At 62.8% G+C, this 15,451-nt stretch carries 13 protein-coding genes and 1 pseudogene; 6 read left to right on the top strand and 8 right to left on the bottom strand.

What is annotated here, in order from left to right; genetic code table 11:
- The first annotated feature begins 82 nt into the window (after positions 1-82).
- Positions 83-2,035, top strand: coding sequence for an acetate--CoA ligase (acs, locus tag JQ574_RS09385; protein WP_212383453.1), 1,953 nt, complete (start codon positions 83-85; stop codon positions 2,033-2,035).
- Between the two features lie 242 nt (positions 2,036-2,277).
- Here the strand turns inward: acs and JQ574_RS09380 are convergent, their stop codons facing one another.
- Both JQ574_RS09380 and JQ574_RS09375 read right to left on the bottom strand, forming a co-directional pair.
- Positions 2,278-3,810, bottom strand: a complete 1,533-nt coding sequence (locus tag JQ574_RS09380) for a DUF6600 domain-containing protein (RefSeq protein ID WP_212210292.1) — start codon at positions 3,808-3,810, stop codon at positions 2,278-2,280.
- A gap of 13 nt (positions 3,811-3,823) precedes the next feature.
- Positions 3,824-4,381: a DUF6600 domain-containing protein gene (locus JQ574_RS09375; RefSeq protein ID WP_212383452.1), complete on the bottom strand. Its 558-nt coding sequence runs from the start codon at positions 4,379-4,381 to the stop codon at positions 3,824-3,826.
- A gap of 697 nt (positions 4,382-5,078) precedes the next feature.
- On the opposite strand from JQ574_RS09375, the gene JQ574_RS09370 reads away from it, so the two are divergent.
- The gene (locus JQ574_RS09370; RefSeq protein ID WP_212210290.1) at positions 5,079-5,591 is read left to right on the top strand and encodes a L,D-transpeptidase; all 513 of its coding nucleotides are present in this window, start codon (positions 5,079-5,081) and stop codon (positions 5,589-5,591) included.
- Positions 5,592-5,751: 160 nt separating this feature from the next.
- On the opposite strand, the gene JQ574_RS09365 is transcribed toward JQ574_RS09370, so the two are convergent.
- From JQ574_RS09365 to JQ574_RS09355, 3 genes are all read right to left on the bottom strand, one after another.
- Entirely contained in the window at positions 5,752-6,339 is a 588-nt protein-coding gene (locus tag JQ574_RS09365) for a thermonuclease family protein (RefSeq protein ID WP_212210289.1), read from the bottom strand.
- A 172-nt stretch (positions 6,340-6,511) separates the two neighbouring features.
- Positions 6,512-7,009 carry an MltR family transcriptional regulator gene (locus JQ574_RS09360; protein ID WP_212210288.1) on the bottom strand — a complete coding sequence of 166 codons (498 nt, stop codon included), beginning with the start codon at positions 7,007-7,009 and terminating at the stop codon, positions 6,512-6,514.
- Between the two features lie 197 nt (positions 7,010-7,206).
- The gene (locus tag JQ574_RS09355) at positions 7,207-7,380 is read right to left on the bottom strand and encodes a DUF1508 domain-containing protein (protein WP_212210287.1); all 174 of its coding nucleotides are present in this window, start codon (positions 7,378-7,380) and stop codon (positions 7,207-7,209) included.
- Positions 7,381-7,394: 14 nt separating this feature from the next.
- Here JQ574_RS09355 and JQ574_RS09350 point away from each other — a divergent pair, with 14 nt between their 5' ends.
- Complete coding sequence (locus JQ574_RS09350; protein WP_212210286.1) at positions 7,395-7,613, top strand: hypothetical protein; 219 nt, start codon at positions 7,395-7,397, stop codon at positions 7,611-7,613.
- Between the two features lie 594 nt (positions 7,614-8,207).
- On the opposite strand, the pseudogene JQ574_RS09345 reads toward JQ574_RS09350, so the two are convergent.
- Both JQ574_RS09345 and JQ574_RS09340 read right to left on the bottom strand, forming a co-directional pair.
- A pseudogene (locus tag JQ574_RS09345) lies at positions 8,208-8,414 on the bottom strand (transposase); the annotation flags it as partial.
- 52 nt (positions 8,415-8,466) lie between these two features.
- Positions 8,467-8,691 carry a DUF1674 domain-containing protein gene (locus JQ574_RS09340; protein ID WP_211994391.1) on the bottom strand — a complete coding sequence of 75 codons (225 nt, stop codon included), beginning with the start codon at positions 8,689-8,691 and terminating at the stop codon, positions 8,467-8,469.
- Positions 8,692-8,895: 204 nt separating this feature from the next.
- On the opposite strand from JQ574_RS09340, the gene JQ574_RS09335 reads away from it, so the two are divergent.
- The 3 genes from JQ574_RS09335 to purH all read left to right on the top strand — a co-directional run bounded on the left by JQ574_RS09335 (position 8,896) and on the right by purH (position 13,915).
- Positions 8,896-10,242: an RsmB/NOP family class I SAM-dependent RNA methyltransferase gene (locus JQ574_RS09335; RefSeq protein ID WP_212210285.1), complete on the top strand. Its 1,347-nt coding sequence runs from the start codon at positions 8,896-8,898 to the stop codon at positions 10,240-10,242.
- A 117-nt stretch (positions 10,243-10,359) separates the two neighbouring features.
- Positions 10,360-12,114: a heparinase II/III family protein gene (locus JQ574_RS09330; protein ID WP_312014730.1), complete on the top strand. Its 1,755-nt coding sequence runs from the start codon at positions 10,360-10,362 to the stop codon at positions 12,112-12,114.
- 208 nt (positions 12,115-12,322) lie between these two features.
- Positions 12,323-13,915 (top strand): bifunctional phosphoribosylaminoimidazolecarboxamide formyltransferase/IMP cyclohydrolase, encoded by a 1,593-nt coding sequence (purH, locus tag JQ574_RS09325; protein ID WP_212210283.1) that lies wholly within the window; start codon positions 12,323-12,325, stop codon positions 13,913-13,915.
- An 87-nt stretch (positions 13,916-14,002) separates the two neighbouring features.
- On the opposite strand, the gene JQ574_RS09320 is transcribed toward purH, so the two are convergent.
- Positions 14,003-15,391 carry an MFS transporter gene (locus JQ574_RS09320; RefSeq protein WP_212210282.1) on the bottom strand — a complete coding sequence of 463 codons (1,389 nt, stop codon included), beginning with the start codon at positions 15,389-15,391 and terminating at the stop codon, positions 14,003-14,005.
- Positions 15,392-15,451: the final 60 nt, after the last annotated feature.

Raw genomic sequence — 15,451 nt, 5'->3', positions numbered from 1 at the left:
CCCCTGCGACGCCTAATCATCGTAATAATCAAGACGGCTTGCGACCGCTTACGGGTAGGGCTCGCAATCAGCGGAGGGGAAAATGTCCGAGAAGATTTACGACGTGTCGGCAGACTGGTCGAAGCGCGCTTTCATCGACGACGCCAAGTATCGCGAGATGTATGCGAATTCGGTCGCCGACCCCAACGCCTTCTGGGCCGAACAGGGTAAGCGGATCGGCTGGATCAAGCCGTTCCACAAGGTCGAGAACGCCTCCTTCGCCCCCGGCAATATTTCGATCAAATGGTTCGAGGACGGCGTCCTGAACGTCGCCTGGAACTGCATCGACCGCCACCTCGACAAGCGCGGCGACCAGACCGCGATCATCTGGGAGGGCGACGATCCCAACGAGTCCAAACATATCACCTACCGCCAGCTGCACGACGAAGTCTGCAAGATGGCCAACATCCTGCGCACCAGGAACGTCAAGAAGGGCGACCGCGTCACCATCTACCTGCCGATGATCCCGGAAGCGGCGTATGCGATGCTGGCCTGCGCGCGGATCGGCGCCATTCATTCGGTGGTGTTCGGCGGTTTCTCCCCCGACAGCCTCGCCCAGCGCATCACCGATTGCCAGTCCAAGATCGTCATCACCGCCGACGAAGGCCTGCGCGGCGGCAAGAAGGTGCCGCTGAAGGCCAATGTCGATGCCGCGATTGCCAAGAGCGGCGGCGTCGACTGGGTCGTCGTGGTCAAGCGCACCGGCGGCACTGTGGACATGAACCCGACCCGCGACTTCTGGTATCACGAAGCCGCCAAGATGGTGACGACGGAATGCCCGTGCGAGCCGATGCACGCGGAAGATCCGCTGTTCATCCTCTATACGTCCGGCTCCACCGGCCAGCCCAAGGGCGTGCTGCACACGTCAGGCGGCTATCTCGTCTTCGCGTCGATGACGCATCAATACGTGTTCGACTATCACGACGGCGACATCTACTGGTGCACCGCCGACGTCGGCTGGGTCACCGGCCACAGCTACATCCTCTATGGACCGCTGGCGAACGGCGCGACCACGCTGATGTTCGAAGGTGTGCCGAACTATCCGGATAATTCGCGGTTCTGGAACGTCATCGACAAGCACAAGGTCAACATCTTCTACACCGCCCCGACCGCGATCCGCGCGCTGATGCAGGGCGGCGACGAGCCGGTGACGAAGACCTCGCGCAAGAGCCTGCGGCTGCTCGGCTCCGTCGGCGAGCCCATCAATCCGGAAGCCTGGGAATGGTATCACCGCGTGGTCGGCGACGAGCGTTGCCCGATCGTCGATACCTGGTGGCAGACCGAGACCGGCGGCATTTTGATCACGCCGCTGCCGGGCGCGACAAAACTCAAGCCGGGTTCGGCGACGCGTCCGTTCTTCGGCGTGGTGCCCGAGATCGTCGATGCCGACGGCAAGGTGCTGGACGGCGAAACCTCGGGCAATCTCTGCCTCGCCAAATCCTGGCCGGGCCAGATGCGCACGGTCTATGGCGACCACGCGCGTTTCGAGCAGACTTATTTCTCGACCTACAAGAACAAGTACTTCACCGGCGACGGCTGCCGCCGTGACGCCGACGGCTATTACTGGATCACCGGCCGCGTCGACGACGTCATCAACGTATCCGGCCATCGCATGGGTACCGCCGAGGTCGAAAGCTCGCTGGTCGCGCATGAGGCGGTCTCGGAAGCCGCCGTGGTCGGCTATCCCCACGACATCAAGGGCCAGGGCATCTACGCCTACGTGACGCTGATGACCGGCAAGGAGCCGACCGAAGCGCTGCGCAAGGAATTGGTGGCGTGGGTGCGCAAGGACATCGGCCCGATCGCCTCGCCGGATTTGATCCAGTTCGCCCCCGGCTTGCCGAAGACCCGCTCCGGCAAGATCATGCGCCGCATCCTGCGCAAGATCGCCGAGGACGAACCGTCAAGCCTCGGCGATACCTCGACGCTGGCCGATCCCGCCGTGGTCGACGATCTCGTGCACAACCGGCAAAACAAGAAGGGCGCGGGGGCGTAGCGCGCAATAGGGTTGCCGTCATCCCCGGGATGAACGCAATTGCGTTCACCCGTAGGTGCGCGCTCTTGCGCGCCTCGAAGGATAGACGGCCCGTGGCCCATCCTTCGAGGCTCGCCTAAGAGGGCTCGCACCTCCAGCGACAACGGCAAGCCGTTGCGCGGGGATGACGTCTGTGAGGAGGCCATAGTACGGCAGTCAATGAAAGGGCTCCGGGATAACTGGAGCCCTTTTTTGTTTCATCCTCAACGCGTGAGAGTCTTCCTCTCCGGCGCGGTCACGGGCACCGGCCGGGGCGCGATCGGCGGCGCAGAGCCGACGGTCGTCTTGTTGAGGCCGCCGCTCGGTGCCACGACCACCGGACTGGGATTCGGCCGCATCGGCGCTGAAGTCGATGGCGGCAGGCGGTTCGGCAACTGCACCGGCTCCCTGATCCGCACATTGTCACCCGAGCCGTTGGGGCGAATCACGTTCGGAATCCGCACACCGGGCTTGCCTGTCCCGGAGGCGCCGCCAATCGGGTTGTGTCCGGTATGGCCGCCGTTTGACGACGGTGGATTGCCCACCGGCCGGCCGTCGCCGGTACCCGTAACCGGACCCGTCACCGGCGGTTTGCCGTCGCCGCCATGTGGCCGGTGCGCGTGGAGGCAGCGCCGCAGCGCGATGCCGCTGAGTCCGGCGCAGGGATTTTCGGTCACCGGCGGCTTCGGCAACGGATCGGGCCTCGTCGGGAATACGCACAGATGGCCCACCCGCACCATTCCCGGGCGGCAGAAATCCGGCAACCGGCATATGCCATGATCCAGAACCGTGCCGCGCGGGCACACCGGCGGGACCACGACGACGACCGGCGGGCCATTGCCGATCGGCTGATCAAGACGCGGCGGCAGCGGCGACACAGGATTGTGGACCGGCAACGGCTTGTAACCGCCGCCCTGCTTTGGGCTCACCGGCGGGCATTCCGGAGCCATCGCACTCATGACGGCGAGGTTGTTCCAGATGAAATTCCAGTCGATCAAATTCTGCGCCAGGAACCAGGCCGGCCACGGCGAGAAGAAGATGTCGATGTCGATCCACGGGCCGACCACATATCCCGGCAACACGATGACAGTGATTCCATACACGAGCTTGATGTCGGTCACGTAGGTCGTCTGCGTCAGCAGCACCGGGATCTGCTGCGGCGGTGCCGCGCCATTGCAGCCTTGCGCGAACTTCTGCGTCTCGACAAAGATCCAGTAGGCGGCACTGTTGAAGTCGGCGGTGGAAACCGTCTTTATGTCTTGATCGGGCAGCATCGGCGCCCAGCCGACCCATTCCGGCGACGTGCGCCAGACAACCCAACCCGGGCTGAACTCCGCACCCGGTGTCCATATCCATCCCATCTGCGCATCCGACACCCAACGTCCGTAGTGATGGACGATCGCGCCCCACGGCGTCTTGTCGTCGTAGTACCAGCCATATTTTGGGGTCTTGACCCAGCTGCAGGGCGGATAGGGACGCCATCCCTGCGGCGTCACCGTGGGAATCCACACCTCTCCATATTTGGCGTGCTGGACAAAGCGGCCGTATTGCGTGAGCACGCCGCGGAATTCGTCCCTTAGCTTCGCAACGCCTTGCTGTGGCGCGACGTTCGCGGAGTCTTGGGCAGATTCCTGCGCAGGCGCTTGCGCGAAAGCCGACGGCGTCGATGCGGAGAACACGAGGATGGCAAGCGCTGCGGCGAACATCGCCGTGAGCATCGTCCTGGTCTTGATCGAGATGTTCCGGGCAAGGGTCATGATGATTACTCCCTCACTTCGCGTTCGACGGCGTGCAGACATTCGCGACGTTGGCGTTCAACGTCTTCTGCCACACGAAATTGGAATTCATCATCATCTGCACCATGAACCACGCGGGCCACGGACCGAATCCGATCTGCACATTGACGAACGGCCCGATCAGGTAAGGCGGCAGCACGATGACGACGATGCCGTCGACATATTCAACGGCGGTGATCCATTTGGTCTGGCGCAGCAGCACCGGAATGCGCTCGACCGGCGCTGGCTGCGTCGCGTCGCAACCCGCGTTGAACTTCGCGGTCTCGACGAAAATCCACTGATTGCTGCTGTTGAACTGATCCGCAGACATGTTTTGGAAAGCCTGGTCCGGCGGCATCGGCGCCCAGCCCGTCCATTCGGGGCTGGACCGCCACACCACCCATCCGGGGCTGAACTGCGAACCGGGATCCCAGGCCCAGCCGATCTGCTGATCCCAGAACCAGCGGCCATAGTGGTGCACGATCTGGCCCCACGGCGTCTTGTCGTCGTAGTACCAGCCAAATTGTTTGGTCTTGACCCATTGGCACGGCATAGGGATGCCAGCCTTGCGGCGTGACCGTCGGCACCCACACCTCGCCGAAGCGGGCGTGCTGGACGAAACGCCCATACTGCAACAGCACCGCGCGGGCTTCGCCCTGCACCGGTTCGTCGCGAACCTCCTCCCTGACGTCGTAGGAGGGTTGCGCCACAGCGCCCGCCGAAAGCGCTGATAGCCCCAGCAGCATTGCGGCCAGCAGTGCTGTGAGGCGACCGCCGCCGGCGCGGACGCCCCGGCGCAGCAAAATTATCTCAACCAGTGCTCGCATGAGCCGAACTCCTGCGCCCCGGAAATGGGCCGCAGCCAGTAGCCGCATCGTCGCGACGCCGCGTTCGGGTTTGCCCGGCTTAATTTTTCGTCATGTTCGGGGGGCCGGTACCTGGCGACACCGGCGGCGGAGCGTTTGGGCAATTCGCGGTACCCCGCCCGGACCTGGCCGGCTCACGCAATCGTCAGGGCGGTGACCGCTGCCCGGGACGTTTCCGGACGAGTGTTGTTTTCAAGTCATTTACTTTAATTCGAACATTTCCTTTTGTTTCGCCATCGAAACGGGTCTCACCGCCGGCTTGGAAACCATCCGGTTAAGACACGCGGTTAAAAATGCGTGGGTGAGACGGCAAACCCCTATTTCTGATAGGTTTGCGTTGGCATTTGAGGACCCCCTGACGGGGCGAGTGGGCGGGAGAAATTGATGTCGATGAGGATTGCGGTGGCGCTGGCCGCCACCATCGGGATGGGCGTTTTGATGTCGTCGGCGGCACAAGCGCGGCCGGAGATCGTCGGTGTCCGCGGCGATTACACGCCGGGGACGATCGTCGTGAAGACCAGCGAGCGCCGCCTTTATCTCATTCTCGATCAGGGCCGCGCGGTGCGCTATCCGGTCGGCGTCGGCCGCGCCGGCAAGCAGTGGGAAGGCACCACCCGCATCGACGGCAAGTATCAGAACCCGGCCTGGTCGCCGCCCGCCGAAGTGAGGCGCGACAAGCCGAACATGCCCAACGTCATTCCCGGCGGCTCGCCGAGCAACCCGATGGGGGTCGCGGCAATGACGCTCGCCGGCGGCGAATACGCCATCCACGGCACCAACGCGCCGGGATCGGTCGGCGGCTTTGTCTCCTATGGCTGCATCCGCATGCTCAACGCCGATATTACCGATTTGTACCAGCGCGTTTCGGTTGGCACGCAGGTGACGGTGACGCGCTGATCGCGACCCTTGTCATTCCGGGGCACGCGTAGCGTGAACCCGGAATCTCGAGATTCTCAGATGCGCAATTGCGCATCATAGTTCGATACTGCGTATCGCCCCGGAATGACGAACTACAAAGAGCCGCGCAACAGCGCGGCTTTTTCTTTTACTTGTTCTCTTACTTGCCCGCGTTCGCGCACCAGCCGTTGCGATGACCGCCGCTGTACCTGCGCCCATGACCACCGGCCAGCAACGCAGCCGAGACGCTGGTGGTCTTCCTCGTCGCCACATCGGCCACCACCCGGCCGCCATACTTGTCCGGCCCGATATTTGAGATCGTGACCGCGCCTTCGCGGAGCAGGCCGCGTAGCGCGTCGCTCGCGGCTTCCGCCATCTGCAATTCCTGCGGACAGGCCGCCTTCAATTCCGGCGTGTCGATGCCGCGCAGGCGGACCCGTGTGTTCAGCGCAAGGCCGTCAGGCAAATGCACCCGCGCCTCGAACGTGTCGCCATCGACGGTGCGGATCACGTCGACGGCGTGACGCAGATCGGGACGGCCGGCGCTCTTCCAGATCGTTTCGGCATCGCGCGCCGCCTGGCTGTCGGCCGCAGGCGGAAACGGCCAATGCATCCAATGCCGCAGCGGCAGCATCGACGCCGCGGCGATGGCGAACACGAATACCCAGGGCAAAGCCGCCGAGAACCGGCGCCGCCAGCCACTTCGATACGGAGGCCGATAAGTACCTATTCTTTTGTTAGGGTACATATTCCTAGTTATCCGGTTGACACCACAACGGCAAAATCGATGCCCGACAGGGCGGCGATGCCGGAGACAGGACTCTCCGAAGCAGAGATGGAAGTCACGCCTCAGATGATTGAGGCGGGGCTTCATCACCTATTGAGGTTTCATCCCAATCGCTGTGACGATGAGGACACCGTTATTGCTCTGTGTCGGGCGATGGTGCTGGTTCGACACTCTCCGCCGTCTTCTCTGCTAGTCGATTAAAGCAGAGTTCCGCCATCTCGCCGAAAATGCTTGGGTACGTCGCCTTTCCTTTGAATTGAAATTTATTGATTAGGAGGCGTATTTCAGGGCTAAAGAACGTGCACTCTTTTGGCAAATGAGCAAATTTATCGCGAATTTCCTTGATGATTCGAAGCTTGCCATAAGTATCGTCGTCCATTTGGCCGAGTGCGTAGGCGACCTCTATCTTTGCGGCAAACTCGCTTAGTGGCCCAAACCCATCGAAAAGGCGCTCTTGTTTTTTGTTCGCAAGCTTCGGCCTCATTTTCTTTAGAATAGCGGTTCGTAATTCTTGATCTAGAATAGCTGCGGACAAGAGCGCCTGACCTGCGTGCCCTTTGATAGAGAGTTTATGTAGGTGGACGAACGTCTCAAGCTGTTCTCTTGTAACTGCGCGAGGTTTTTCGGGCATGACAAAATCTCCTAATTGAGACTCAGGAAGAATACAGTCAGGAAGAAGCCAAGGAGCGGTTCGAGTCGGCCCTGCGCGGTGCCAGGATTGCTGGCCACAGGCCGCTGAAGGAAAAGCCGAAGAGGCGAGCAGCTATGAAAACGAAGAAGAAGCCCGGCAGGTGAGCCGGGCTTCAACCGTTCGTTAACTAGGGAAACCTAGCGTTCGTAGACCGGAGTTGACTGAGTCGAGCTCTTCACGAGACTGATGCCATGCTGAGCATCAGCCTTGTTCCAGTAGCTCTCTCCAGAGTCGGCGATTTTCTTGTTGTTCGCTGCGTACAGAGTCCATCGCCACTGGCTAGCAGTGTCTTTGTAAATAACGAAGTGCATTGGAAAGTCTCCTTATGACCGAAGTCACTTATGGGAAGTACTTGTTCGAGTATCGCTTCAAGGATGCGGAGTGGGGATTTGAGATTATCGCGACCAGCCCGCAAGAAGCCCGTGAGCGCCTAAGGGCGATCAGCTGGGCTCAATACAAAGGTGAGGTTTTCGCGAGGGTATCGGCAACAAGTGCGCCGATGCTCAAAATTGCAACCCGCATCCGTTCGATGCTTGGGTTATGAACTGTCAATCATGAGAGCCTCCACTTTGGATATTTCAAAGTGAGCCCTTGACCAGAACGACCCTTCGGGAGTCTATTTACCCCCTCAAAGCTTTGCACCGCCCTAACTCGCACCTGCCCACATGCAGTGCGGGACTGGATCGGAAAGGGGCCACCTTGGATGTCCGTCCTTGGTGGCCTTTCCTTTTCCAGCGTCGCGTAGAGTGTCTGACGACTCCGTTACGCCCGTCAAGGACTAGTACGAGTTCCTGAATCAAATACTAAATATGGGGAAATAGAGGGATAACAGGGGGTGATCCCGCACCTGTGATCGGTCCAAGTATCAGTGAGTCCTCACAGATTCGACAAGGAAAAAAATGTTGCGGGCCTGTGGAGCGAGGGCTTCTCCCGGCTGTTCACAGGACAAGTATTTATTCGCCTCTTCCGGGCCTTCCGGGATTGCGCTCTGGAGACTCACGTAAGGCTACGGAGAAATTCCGGGCCGGGCATGCCGGCGCACTATTTGGTCCGCCAGTATTTCACGAATCGAGGCTTGGGCTTTGGTTGCTTTGAGCGCCAGCGTAAGAACCGGCCGGCCGCTTTGCTGAAGTCAGGCTTAGTTAGGCAGCCGGTACGTCAAACGCTTACCGGCTGCATTGGTCACAGCAAGCGTCATCCGTTCCCCGCTATCAAATCCAAGGGCGGTACGGTGGTCGAACCTGAAATCGTATTCGGCAAGGTAGCGGTGCAAATGTTTCTCGCTGCAATGCTGGTAAATGCCCTTCATGCCGCGCTTGAATATTGAGAAATAGCCTTCGCTTGTGGTGTCAAACGGATAAGCGGGAGTCGGCTATTCCAGCAAAGACCGAATCGCCTCAAAAGTCCGAGGCGATGCCTTTGCGCTCCCAGTCGCCGTAACGGGTGGGTTCGGGCCCCTTCGGACCCTGCAATTCCTTTTGTGCCGGTTGAGCGGCGTTGGCCTCAGCGGCTTTCCGGCGCGCTTCGGCCTCGGCGAGCGCACGCTGGGCGGCCGGCGTCAGCAACTTGCCGGGAGCGGCGCCGGGAAGAACTGCAGACGGTGATCGGGGATCGTCGGTCATGGCAAAATTTCCGGCAAAACTTTCCTGCGGCCGATCTCGTAGCACAAGGACGAACGCATCGCCGGCATCACAATCATGAAATCGTCGGCGCGATTCTTACATTTGGCATATTCGCATGCCAAATGAGTTTTTCATTTCCAAGTTCTTCACTTCGATGGCATGCGCCGAAACCCTGTTCAGCACCTTCCGAGATATTCCTTCTTCATGCCCCCTTCAAGATTCGCAGTTCCTGCCGAAGTTCCCGGTCTCGCAGCGCGGCGCATCGCGGCCGACATTCTCGACGGCGTGCTGCACAAGCACCGCACCCTCGACGAGCAACTCGACGGCGCCGGCGCCCATCCCGGATTGAAATCGCTCGCCGATCGCGACCGCGCGCTGATGCGGCGGCTGGTCGCAACGATCCTGCGGCGGCTCGGCACGCTCGGTCATTTGTTGTCGCGCCTTCTCAATCGCGGCGTTCCGACCGACGCGCCGCGCGCGCAAAGCGCGCTGTTGATCGGTGCCGCGCAGATTCTCTGGATGGACGTGCCCGATCATGCCGCCGTCGACCTGTCGGTGCGGCTGGTGCAATCCGACCGACGCGCCGCGAAATATGCCGGGCTCGTCAATGCCGTGCTGCGGCGTTGTGCGCGCGAAGGCCAGCCGCTGATCGACGAGGTCAAGGCGCAGACGCTGGACATTCCGCCGTGGCTGCTGGCGCGCTGGATCGCGGCCTATGGCGAGACCACCGCGCGCGAGATGGCCATTGCGATCGGCCATGAACCTTCGCTCGACATCACCGTGAAGTCGGACGCGCCGCAATGGGCGACCCGCCTGCACGGCGAAACGCTGCCGACCGGAACGGTGCGCACCCTGTTGCAGGGTTCCGTGACGATGCTGCCCGGCTTCACCGAGGGGCAATGGTGGGTACAGGACGCCGCCGCCGCACTGCCGGCGCGGCTGTTCGGCGACATCAACGGCAAGAGCATCGTCGATCTCTGCGCCGCGCCCGGCGGCAAGACCGCCCAACTCGCGCAAGCCGGCGCACGCGTCACCGCGGTCGATCGTTCGGCGCCTCGGATGACACGGCTGCGCGACAATCTTTCGCGGCTGTCGCTGCAGGCCAATGACGTCGTTGCCGATGGCGCCGAATGGCCGGGCGGCGACGCCACGTTCGACGGCGTGCTGGTGGATGCGCCCTGCACCTCGACCGGCACCATCCGGCGCCATCCTGATGTGGCCTGGTTGCGGCAGGAAACCGACATCGCGGCGCTCAGCGCGCTGCAGCTCCGGCTGCTGAAAAAGGCGGTCGCGCTGCTCAAGCCGGGCGGCACGCTGGTCTATTGCACCTGTTCGCTGGAACCGGAGGAAGGCGAGCAGGCGGTGGCAGCGCTGCTCGCGACCGAATCAGGCGTGCGCCGGGCGCCGGTCGACGCCGGCGAGGTCGCAGGCCTTGCCGAGATCGTCACGGCCGATGGCGATTTGCGTACCCTGCCCTGCCATCTGCCTCACGACGACCCGCGGCTTGGCGGGCTGGATGGATTTTACGCCGCGCGGCTGGTTAAATCCTGATTTTGCACCTGTTTTTCGCGACCATCGGGTGATTCGCGCACTTTCAAGATGGTGTTTTGGGCGCGTTTCCGGATTACAAAGGATTCGCCACAAGATCTCCTCCCATCAAGGTCAGGCGTGTCGGTCGCTCAACGCAGACGCATTACGACGCTGGTCGCGAGCCGCTTTACGCGGGGCGTGATCGCGCGCGCCAGCGGCAGTACCGTCGGGCTGTCGCGGCTCTGGCCGGGCCGCGCCGACCGGCTGATCATCGCCCCGCATGATCTGCGCACCGCCGATGCCACCCGCGCCGCCGAAATCTACGCCGGCCGTTTCGTGTTCGCCGGCAAGATCGTGACCTGCCACGGCCGCTCGATCTTCGATCTCGAGCCGCCGTCGGAAGATTGGGAAGTGGCGCTGCTCGGCTTCGGCTGGCTGCGCCATCTGCGCGCGGCCGATACCGCGCTGACCCGCGCCAACGCCCGTTCGCTGGTCGACGACTGGATTTCGAATCCCGGACGCAAGCGGCCGCTCGAGCGCCGCGCCGATGTGCTGGCGCGCCGCGTCATCTCGCTGTTGTCGCAGGCCCCGCTGGTGCTCGGCGATACCGACGGCAAATTCTATCGCAAATATCTGCGCGGGCTGACCCGCGAGATCCGCTATCTGCGCTACACCATGCTCGACATCGCCGATGGCGTGCCGCGGGTCCAGGTGCTGATCGCGCTTTGCTACGCCTCGCTGTGCCTCGCCAACCAGGCCAAACATATCCGCTCGGCGTCACGGCGGCTGTCCGACGAATTGCAGCGGCAGATCCTGCCCGACGGCGGGCACATCTCGCGCAATCCCGGCGCGCTGGTTGAATTGCTCAGCGACATGCTGCCGCTGCGCCAGACTTTTGCTGCAAGGAATATCGCGCCGCCACCGGCGCTATTGAACGCGATCGACCGCATGATGCCGATGCTGCGCTTCTTCCGTCATGGCGACGGCGCCTTTGCGCTGTTCAACGGCATGAGCAACGCGCCGAACGATCTGGTGGCGACGCTGCTGGCCTATGACGACACCCACGGCGTGCCGATGGCGCACATGCCGCATACCGGCTTTCAGCGCCTCGACGCCGGCGCCACCACGGTCATCATGGACACCGGTCCGCCGCCGCCGCCGAATATCAGCCAGGACGCGCATGCCGGCTGCCTGGCGTTCGAATTGTCCTCCGGGCCGAGCCGGATCGTCGTCAATTGCGGAATGCCCTCGACCGGCCGCGACAATTGGCGCGCCTTTGCGCGCAGCACCGCGGCGCATTCGACCCTGACCTATCACGAGACGTCGTCCTGCCAGTTCGTCGAAATATCGGCGATGAAGCGGCTGTTGCAGGGCGCGCCGGTAACCAGCGGCCCGGCCAATGTGGAGAGCTATCGCGAGGCCGTGGAGAACGGCGATCTCTTGACCACATCGCATGACGGCTATCTGCCGCGATTCGGCGTCGTGCACCGCCGCGTGCTGATGATGGCGCCTGATGGCGCGCGGCTCGACGGCGAGGACACGCTGTCGCCGGCACCGGGCTCGCGCATCAAGGGCAACGGCAGCGATTTTGCGTTGCGGTTTCATCTGCACCCGTCCGTGAAGGCGAGCCGGCTTTCCGACGCCCGCGGCGTCATGCTGGTACTGCCCAACCGCGACGTCTGGACCTTCGAGGCGCTCGACGACAAGGTCGACCTCGAGGACAGCGTGTTCCTGGCCGGCAATGACGGCCCCCGCCGCACCGCCCAGATCGTGATCCGGCAGGATTCCCGGCAGGCAACCTCGATCCGCTGGAATTTTGTCCGTTCCTCGACCTCAGCCGCGGCGACCAACGCAAGGCGCAACGCCCGCCGCGAGCCGGAATTGCCGCTGTAGGGGATTCGCGAGCCGTCATTGCGAGCGCAGCGAAGCAATCCATAGCGCGGCATAACGGATAGATGGATTGCTTCGTCGCTTTGCTCCTCGCTATGTCGAAAACTGGCATGCCAATATCCCCGGTATTTTCCCGAATTCCGGCATCGGCCGCGGTTTCATGACCGGCAAAACCATGCTACCGGCTGGCGAACCTGCCAGGAAACCTGCCATGACTGACCATCCCCGCCGCGTCACCCGCGCTCTGTTGTCCGTGTCCGACAAAACGGGCCTGATCGAATTCGCCCGCGCGTTGGCCGGCCACGGCGTCGATCTCGTCTCTACCGGCGGCACCGCGAAGGCGATCGCGGCCGCGGGGCTGAAGGTCAGCGATGTGTCCGACCTCACCGGTTTCCCCGAAATGATGGACGGCCGGGTCAAGACGCTGCATCCGAAGGTGCATGGCGGCCTGCTCGCGATCCGCGACAACAAGGAACACACGGATGCGATGCAGGCGCACGGCATCGCGCCGATCGATCTGCTGGTGGTCAACCTCTATCCGTTCGAGGCGACCGTCGACAAAGGCGCCGCTTACGAGGACTGCATCGAGAACATCGACATCGGCGGCCCGGCGATGATCCGCGCCGCGGCGAAGAACCATGACGACGTCGCCGTCGTCGTCGAAGCCCGCGACTATCAATCCGTGCTCGACGAGCTCGCCGCCAACAACGGCGCGACCTCGCTGACACTGCGCCGCCGCCTCGCGGCAAAAGCCTACGCCCGCACCGCCGCCTATGACGCCGCGATCTCGAACTGGTTTGCGCTTCAATTGAAAGACGACGCGCCTGACTTCCGCGCCTTCGGCGGCAAACTGATCCAGTCCTTGCGCTACGGCGAGAACCCGCATCAGATCGCGGCGTTCTACGCCACGCCCGACAAGCGGCCAGGCGTTTCGACCTTGCGCCAGCTCCAGGGCAAGGAACTGTCGTACAACAACATCAACGACACCGATGCGGCCTATGAATGCGTCGCCGAGTTCGACCCGGCCCGCACCGCGGCCTGTGTCATCGTCAAGCACGCCAATCCCTGCGGCGTTGCCGAAGGCAGCGATCTGCTTGGCGCCTACAAGAAGGCGCTGGCCTGCGATTCGACGTCGGCGTTCGGCGGCATCGTCGCGGTCAACCGCACGCTCGACGCAGACGCCGCGCGCGCCATCACCGAAATCTTCACCGAGGTCATCATCGCACCCGATGCCACGGAAGAAGCCATCGCCGTCGTCGCCGCAAAGAAGAATCTGCGGCTGCTGCTGGTCGGCGGCCTGCCCGATCCGCGCAAGCCGGGCCTCACCGCTAAGACCGTGTCCGGCGGTCTGTTGGTTCAAAGCCGCGACAACGCCGTGATCGAAGACATGGCGCTGAAGGTCGCGACAAGGCGCGCACCCACGGACGCCGAACTGCGCGATCTCAAATTCGCCTTCCGTGTCGCCAAGCACGTCAAATCCAACACGATTATTTACGCCAGGGATCTTGCCACCGTCGGCATCGGCGCCGGCCAGATGAGCCGGGTCGATTCCGCCCGCATCGCCGCCCGCAAGGCGCTCGATGCCGCGGCTGAACTGAAGCTCGCCGAACCGCTGACCAAAGGCTCGGTGGTCGCGTCAGACGCGTTCTTCCCGTTTGCCGACGGCATGCTGGCCTGCATCGAAGCCGGCGCCACCGCTGTGATCCAGCCCGGCGGCTCGATGCGCGACGACGAGGTGATCAAGGCCGCCGACGACCACGGCATCGCCATGGTGTTCACCGGCGTGCGGCATTTCCGGCATTGATTACTGTCGCCCCGGCCTTGAGCTCAGATGCGCAATTGCGCATCTGAGCTCAAGGCCGGGACGACGTGTTGAGAGAGCGCGGCAACCTCACCTCTCCCTCACCCGCCACAACAGCGCCAGCCCAACAACAAAAAACACCACCAGCAGCGCCATCCCCGCTTTCTGACTCGCGGTCACCGCCGTGACGATCCCGATCAGCAGCGGTCCGACGAACGAGGTGACCTTTCCGGTCAACGCGAACAGCCCGAAACATTGCGCGATGCGATCTTGCGGCGCGAGGCGAATCAGCAGCGTGCGCGACGCCGCCTGCAGCGGACCGCCAGCACCGCCGATCAGACATCCGAGGATGAGATAGGCGCGCTCGGCAGCCCCGGCGAATAATGGTCCGCCGGGGACGGGCGGGTCCACCTTCACGAACAGAATCGAATCCTTGTCGACCAGCAGTATGGCGGCGAGCGCCAGCAGCAGCACCAGGAGGCTGATCGCGATGACGCGCTTCGGCCCCACGCGGTCGTCGAGCTTGCCGCCGAGCCAGGCCCCGAACACGCCCGCGATGGCAGCTACAATGCCGAAGGTGCCGATCTGGATCGTGTGCCAGCCGAACGTGCCGGCTGCATAAATGCCGCCGAAGGCAAACAGCGACACCAACCCGTCGGTATAGATCATGTTGGCAAGCAGGAAAGTCGCCAGCGACTTCTGCTTCGGCAGTTCGCGCAGCGTCTGCTTCAGCTCGCTCAAACCTTCGCGCAACGCCGCGCGCACCGGCAGCTTCGCCGGATAATCCGGCGTCAGCAAAAACATCGGCAGCGTGAACAGCATGAACCATAGCGCCGTCAACGGTCCGGTGATGCGGTCGCCCGCATGCGTCACCGGGTCGAGGCCGAACAGCGGCATGAAGCCGAACAGCGTGCGTCCGGTCTGCGGATTGGCGGCGAGAAAACCGAGCACCAGGATCAGGCTGAGGATGCCGCCGACATAGCCGGTGGCCCAGCCGGTGCCGGACAGCCGTCCGATCTTGTCCGGCGGCACCAGCGTGGGCATCATCGCGTTGTTGAACACGGTGGCGAATTCGACGCCGACACTTGCGATCGCATAACACAGCAGCAGTGTCGGGATAATGCTGGGATCGCCGGGCTTTCCGAACCACATCAGGCTCGATCCGATCACCAGCAGCAAGCCGAATCCCGCGATCCACGGCTTGCGGCGGCCGCTGGCATCGGCAATCGCGCCCAGGATCGGCGACATCAGCGCAATCAACAGCCCCGCGGCCGCGGTGGCAAACCCCCACAGCGCCTGCCCGGTCGCCGGATCCGGCGCGACGAAGCCCGCGAAATACGGCGCGAACACGAAGGTGGTGATCAGCGTGAAATAGGGCTGGGCTGCCCAATCGAAGAAGATCCAGCTGACGACGGCGGCGCGGGGCGGATATTTTCCTGGAATATCAGCGCCAGATGCCTGCGGAGAAATCACCGTCATGCCCAGGAATTTCCTTCATCGATCACGACAAGGCGTTTTGCCCGTGGAATTCGAACCCAT

Source organism: Bradyrhizobium sp. AUGA SZCCT0158, from assembly GCF_018130065.1.
Taxonomy (GTDB): domain Bacteria; phylum Pseudomonadota; class Alphaproteobacteria; order Rhizobiales; family Xanthobacteraceae; genus Bradyrhizobium.
The sequence above is the reverse complement of the archived record's forward strand: the minus strand, read 5'-3'. Positions and strand labels throughout refer to the sequence as shown.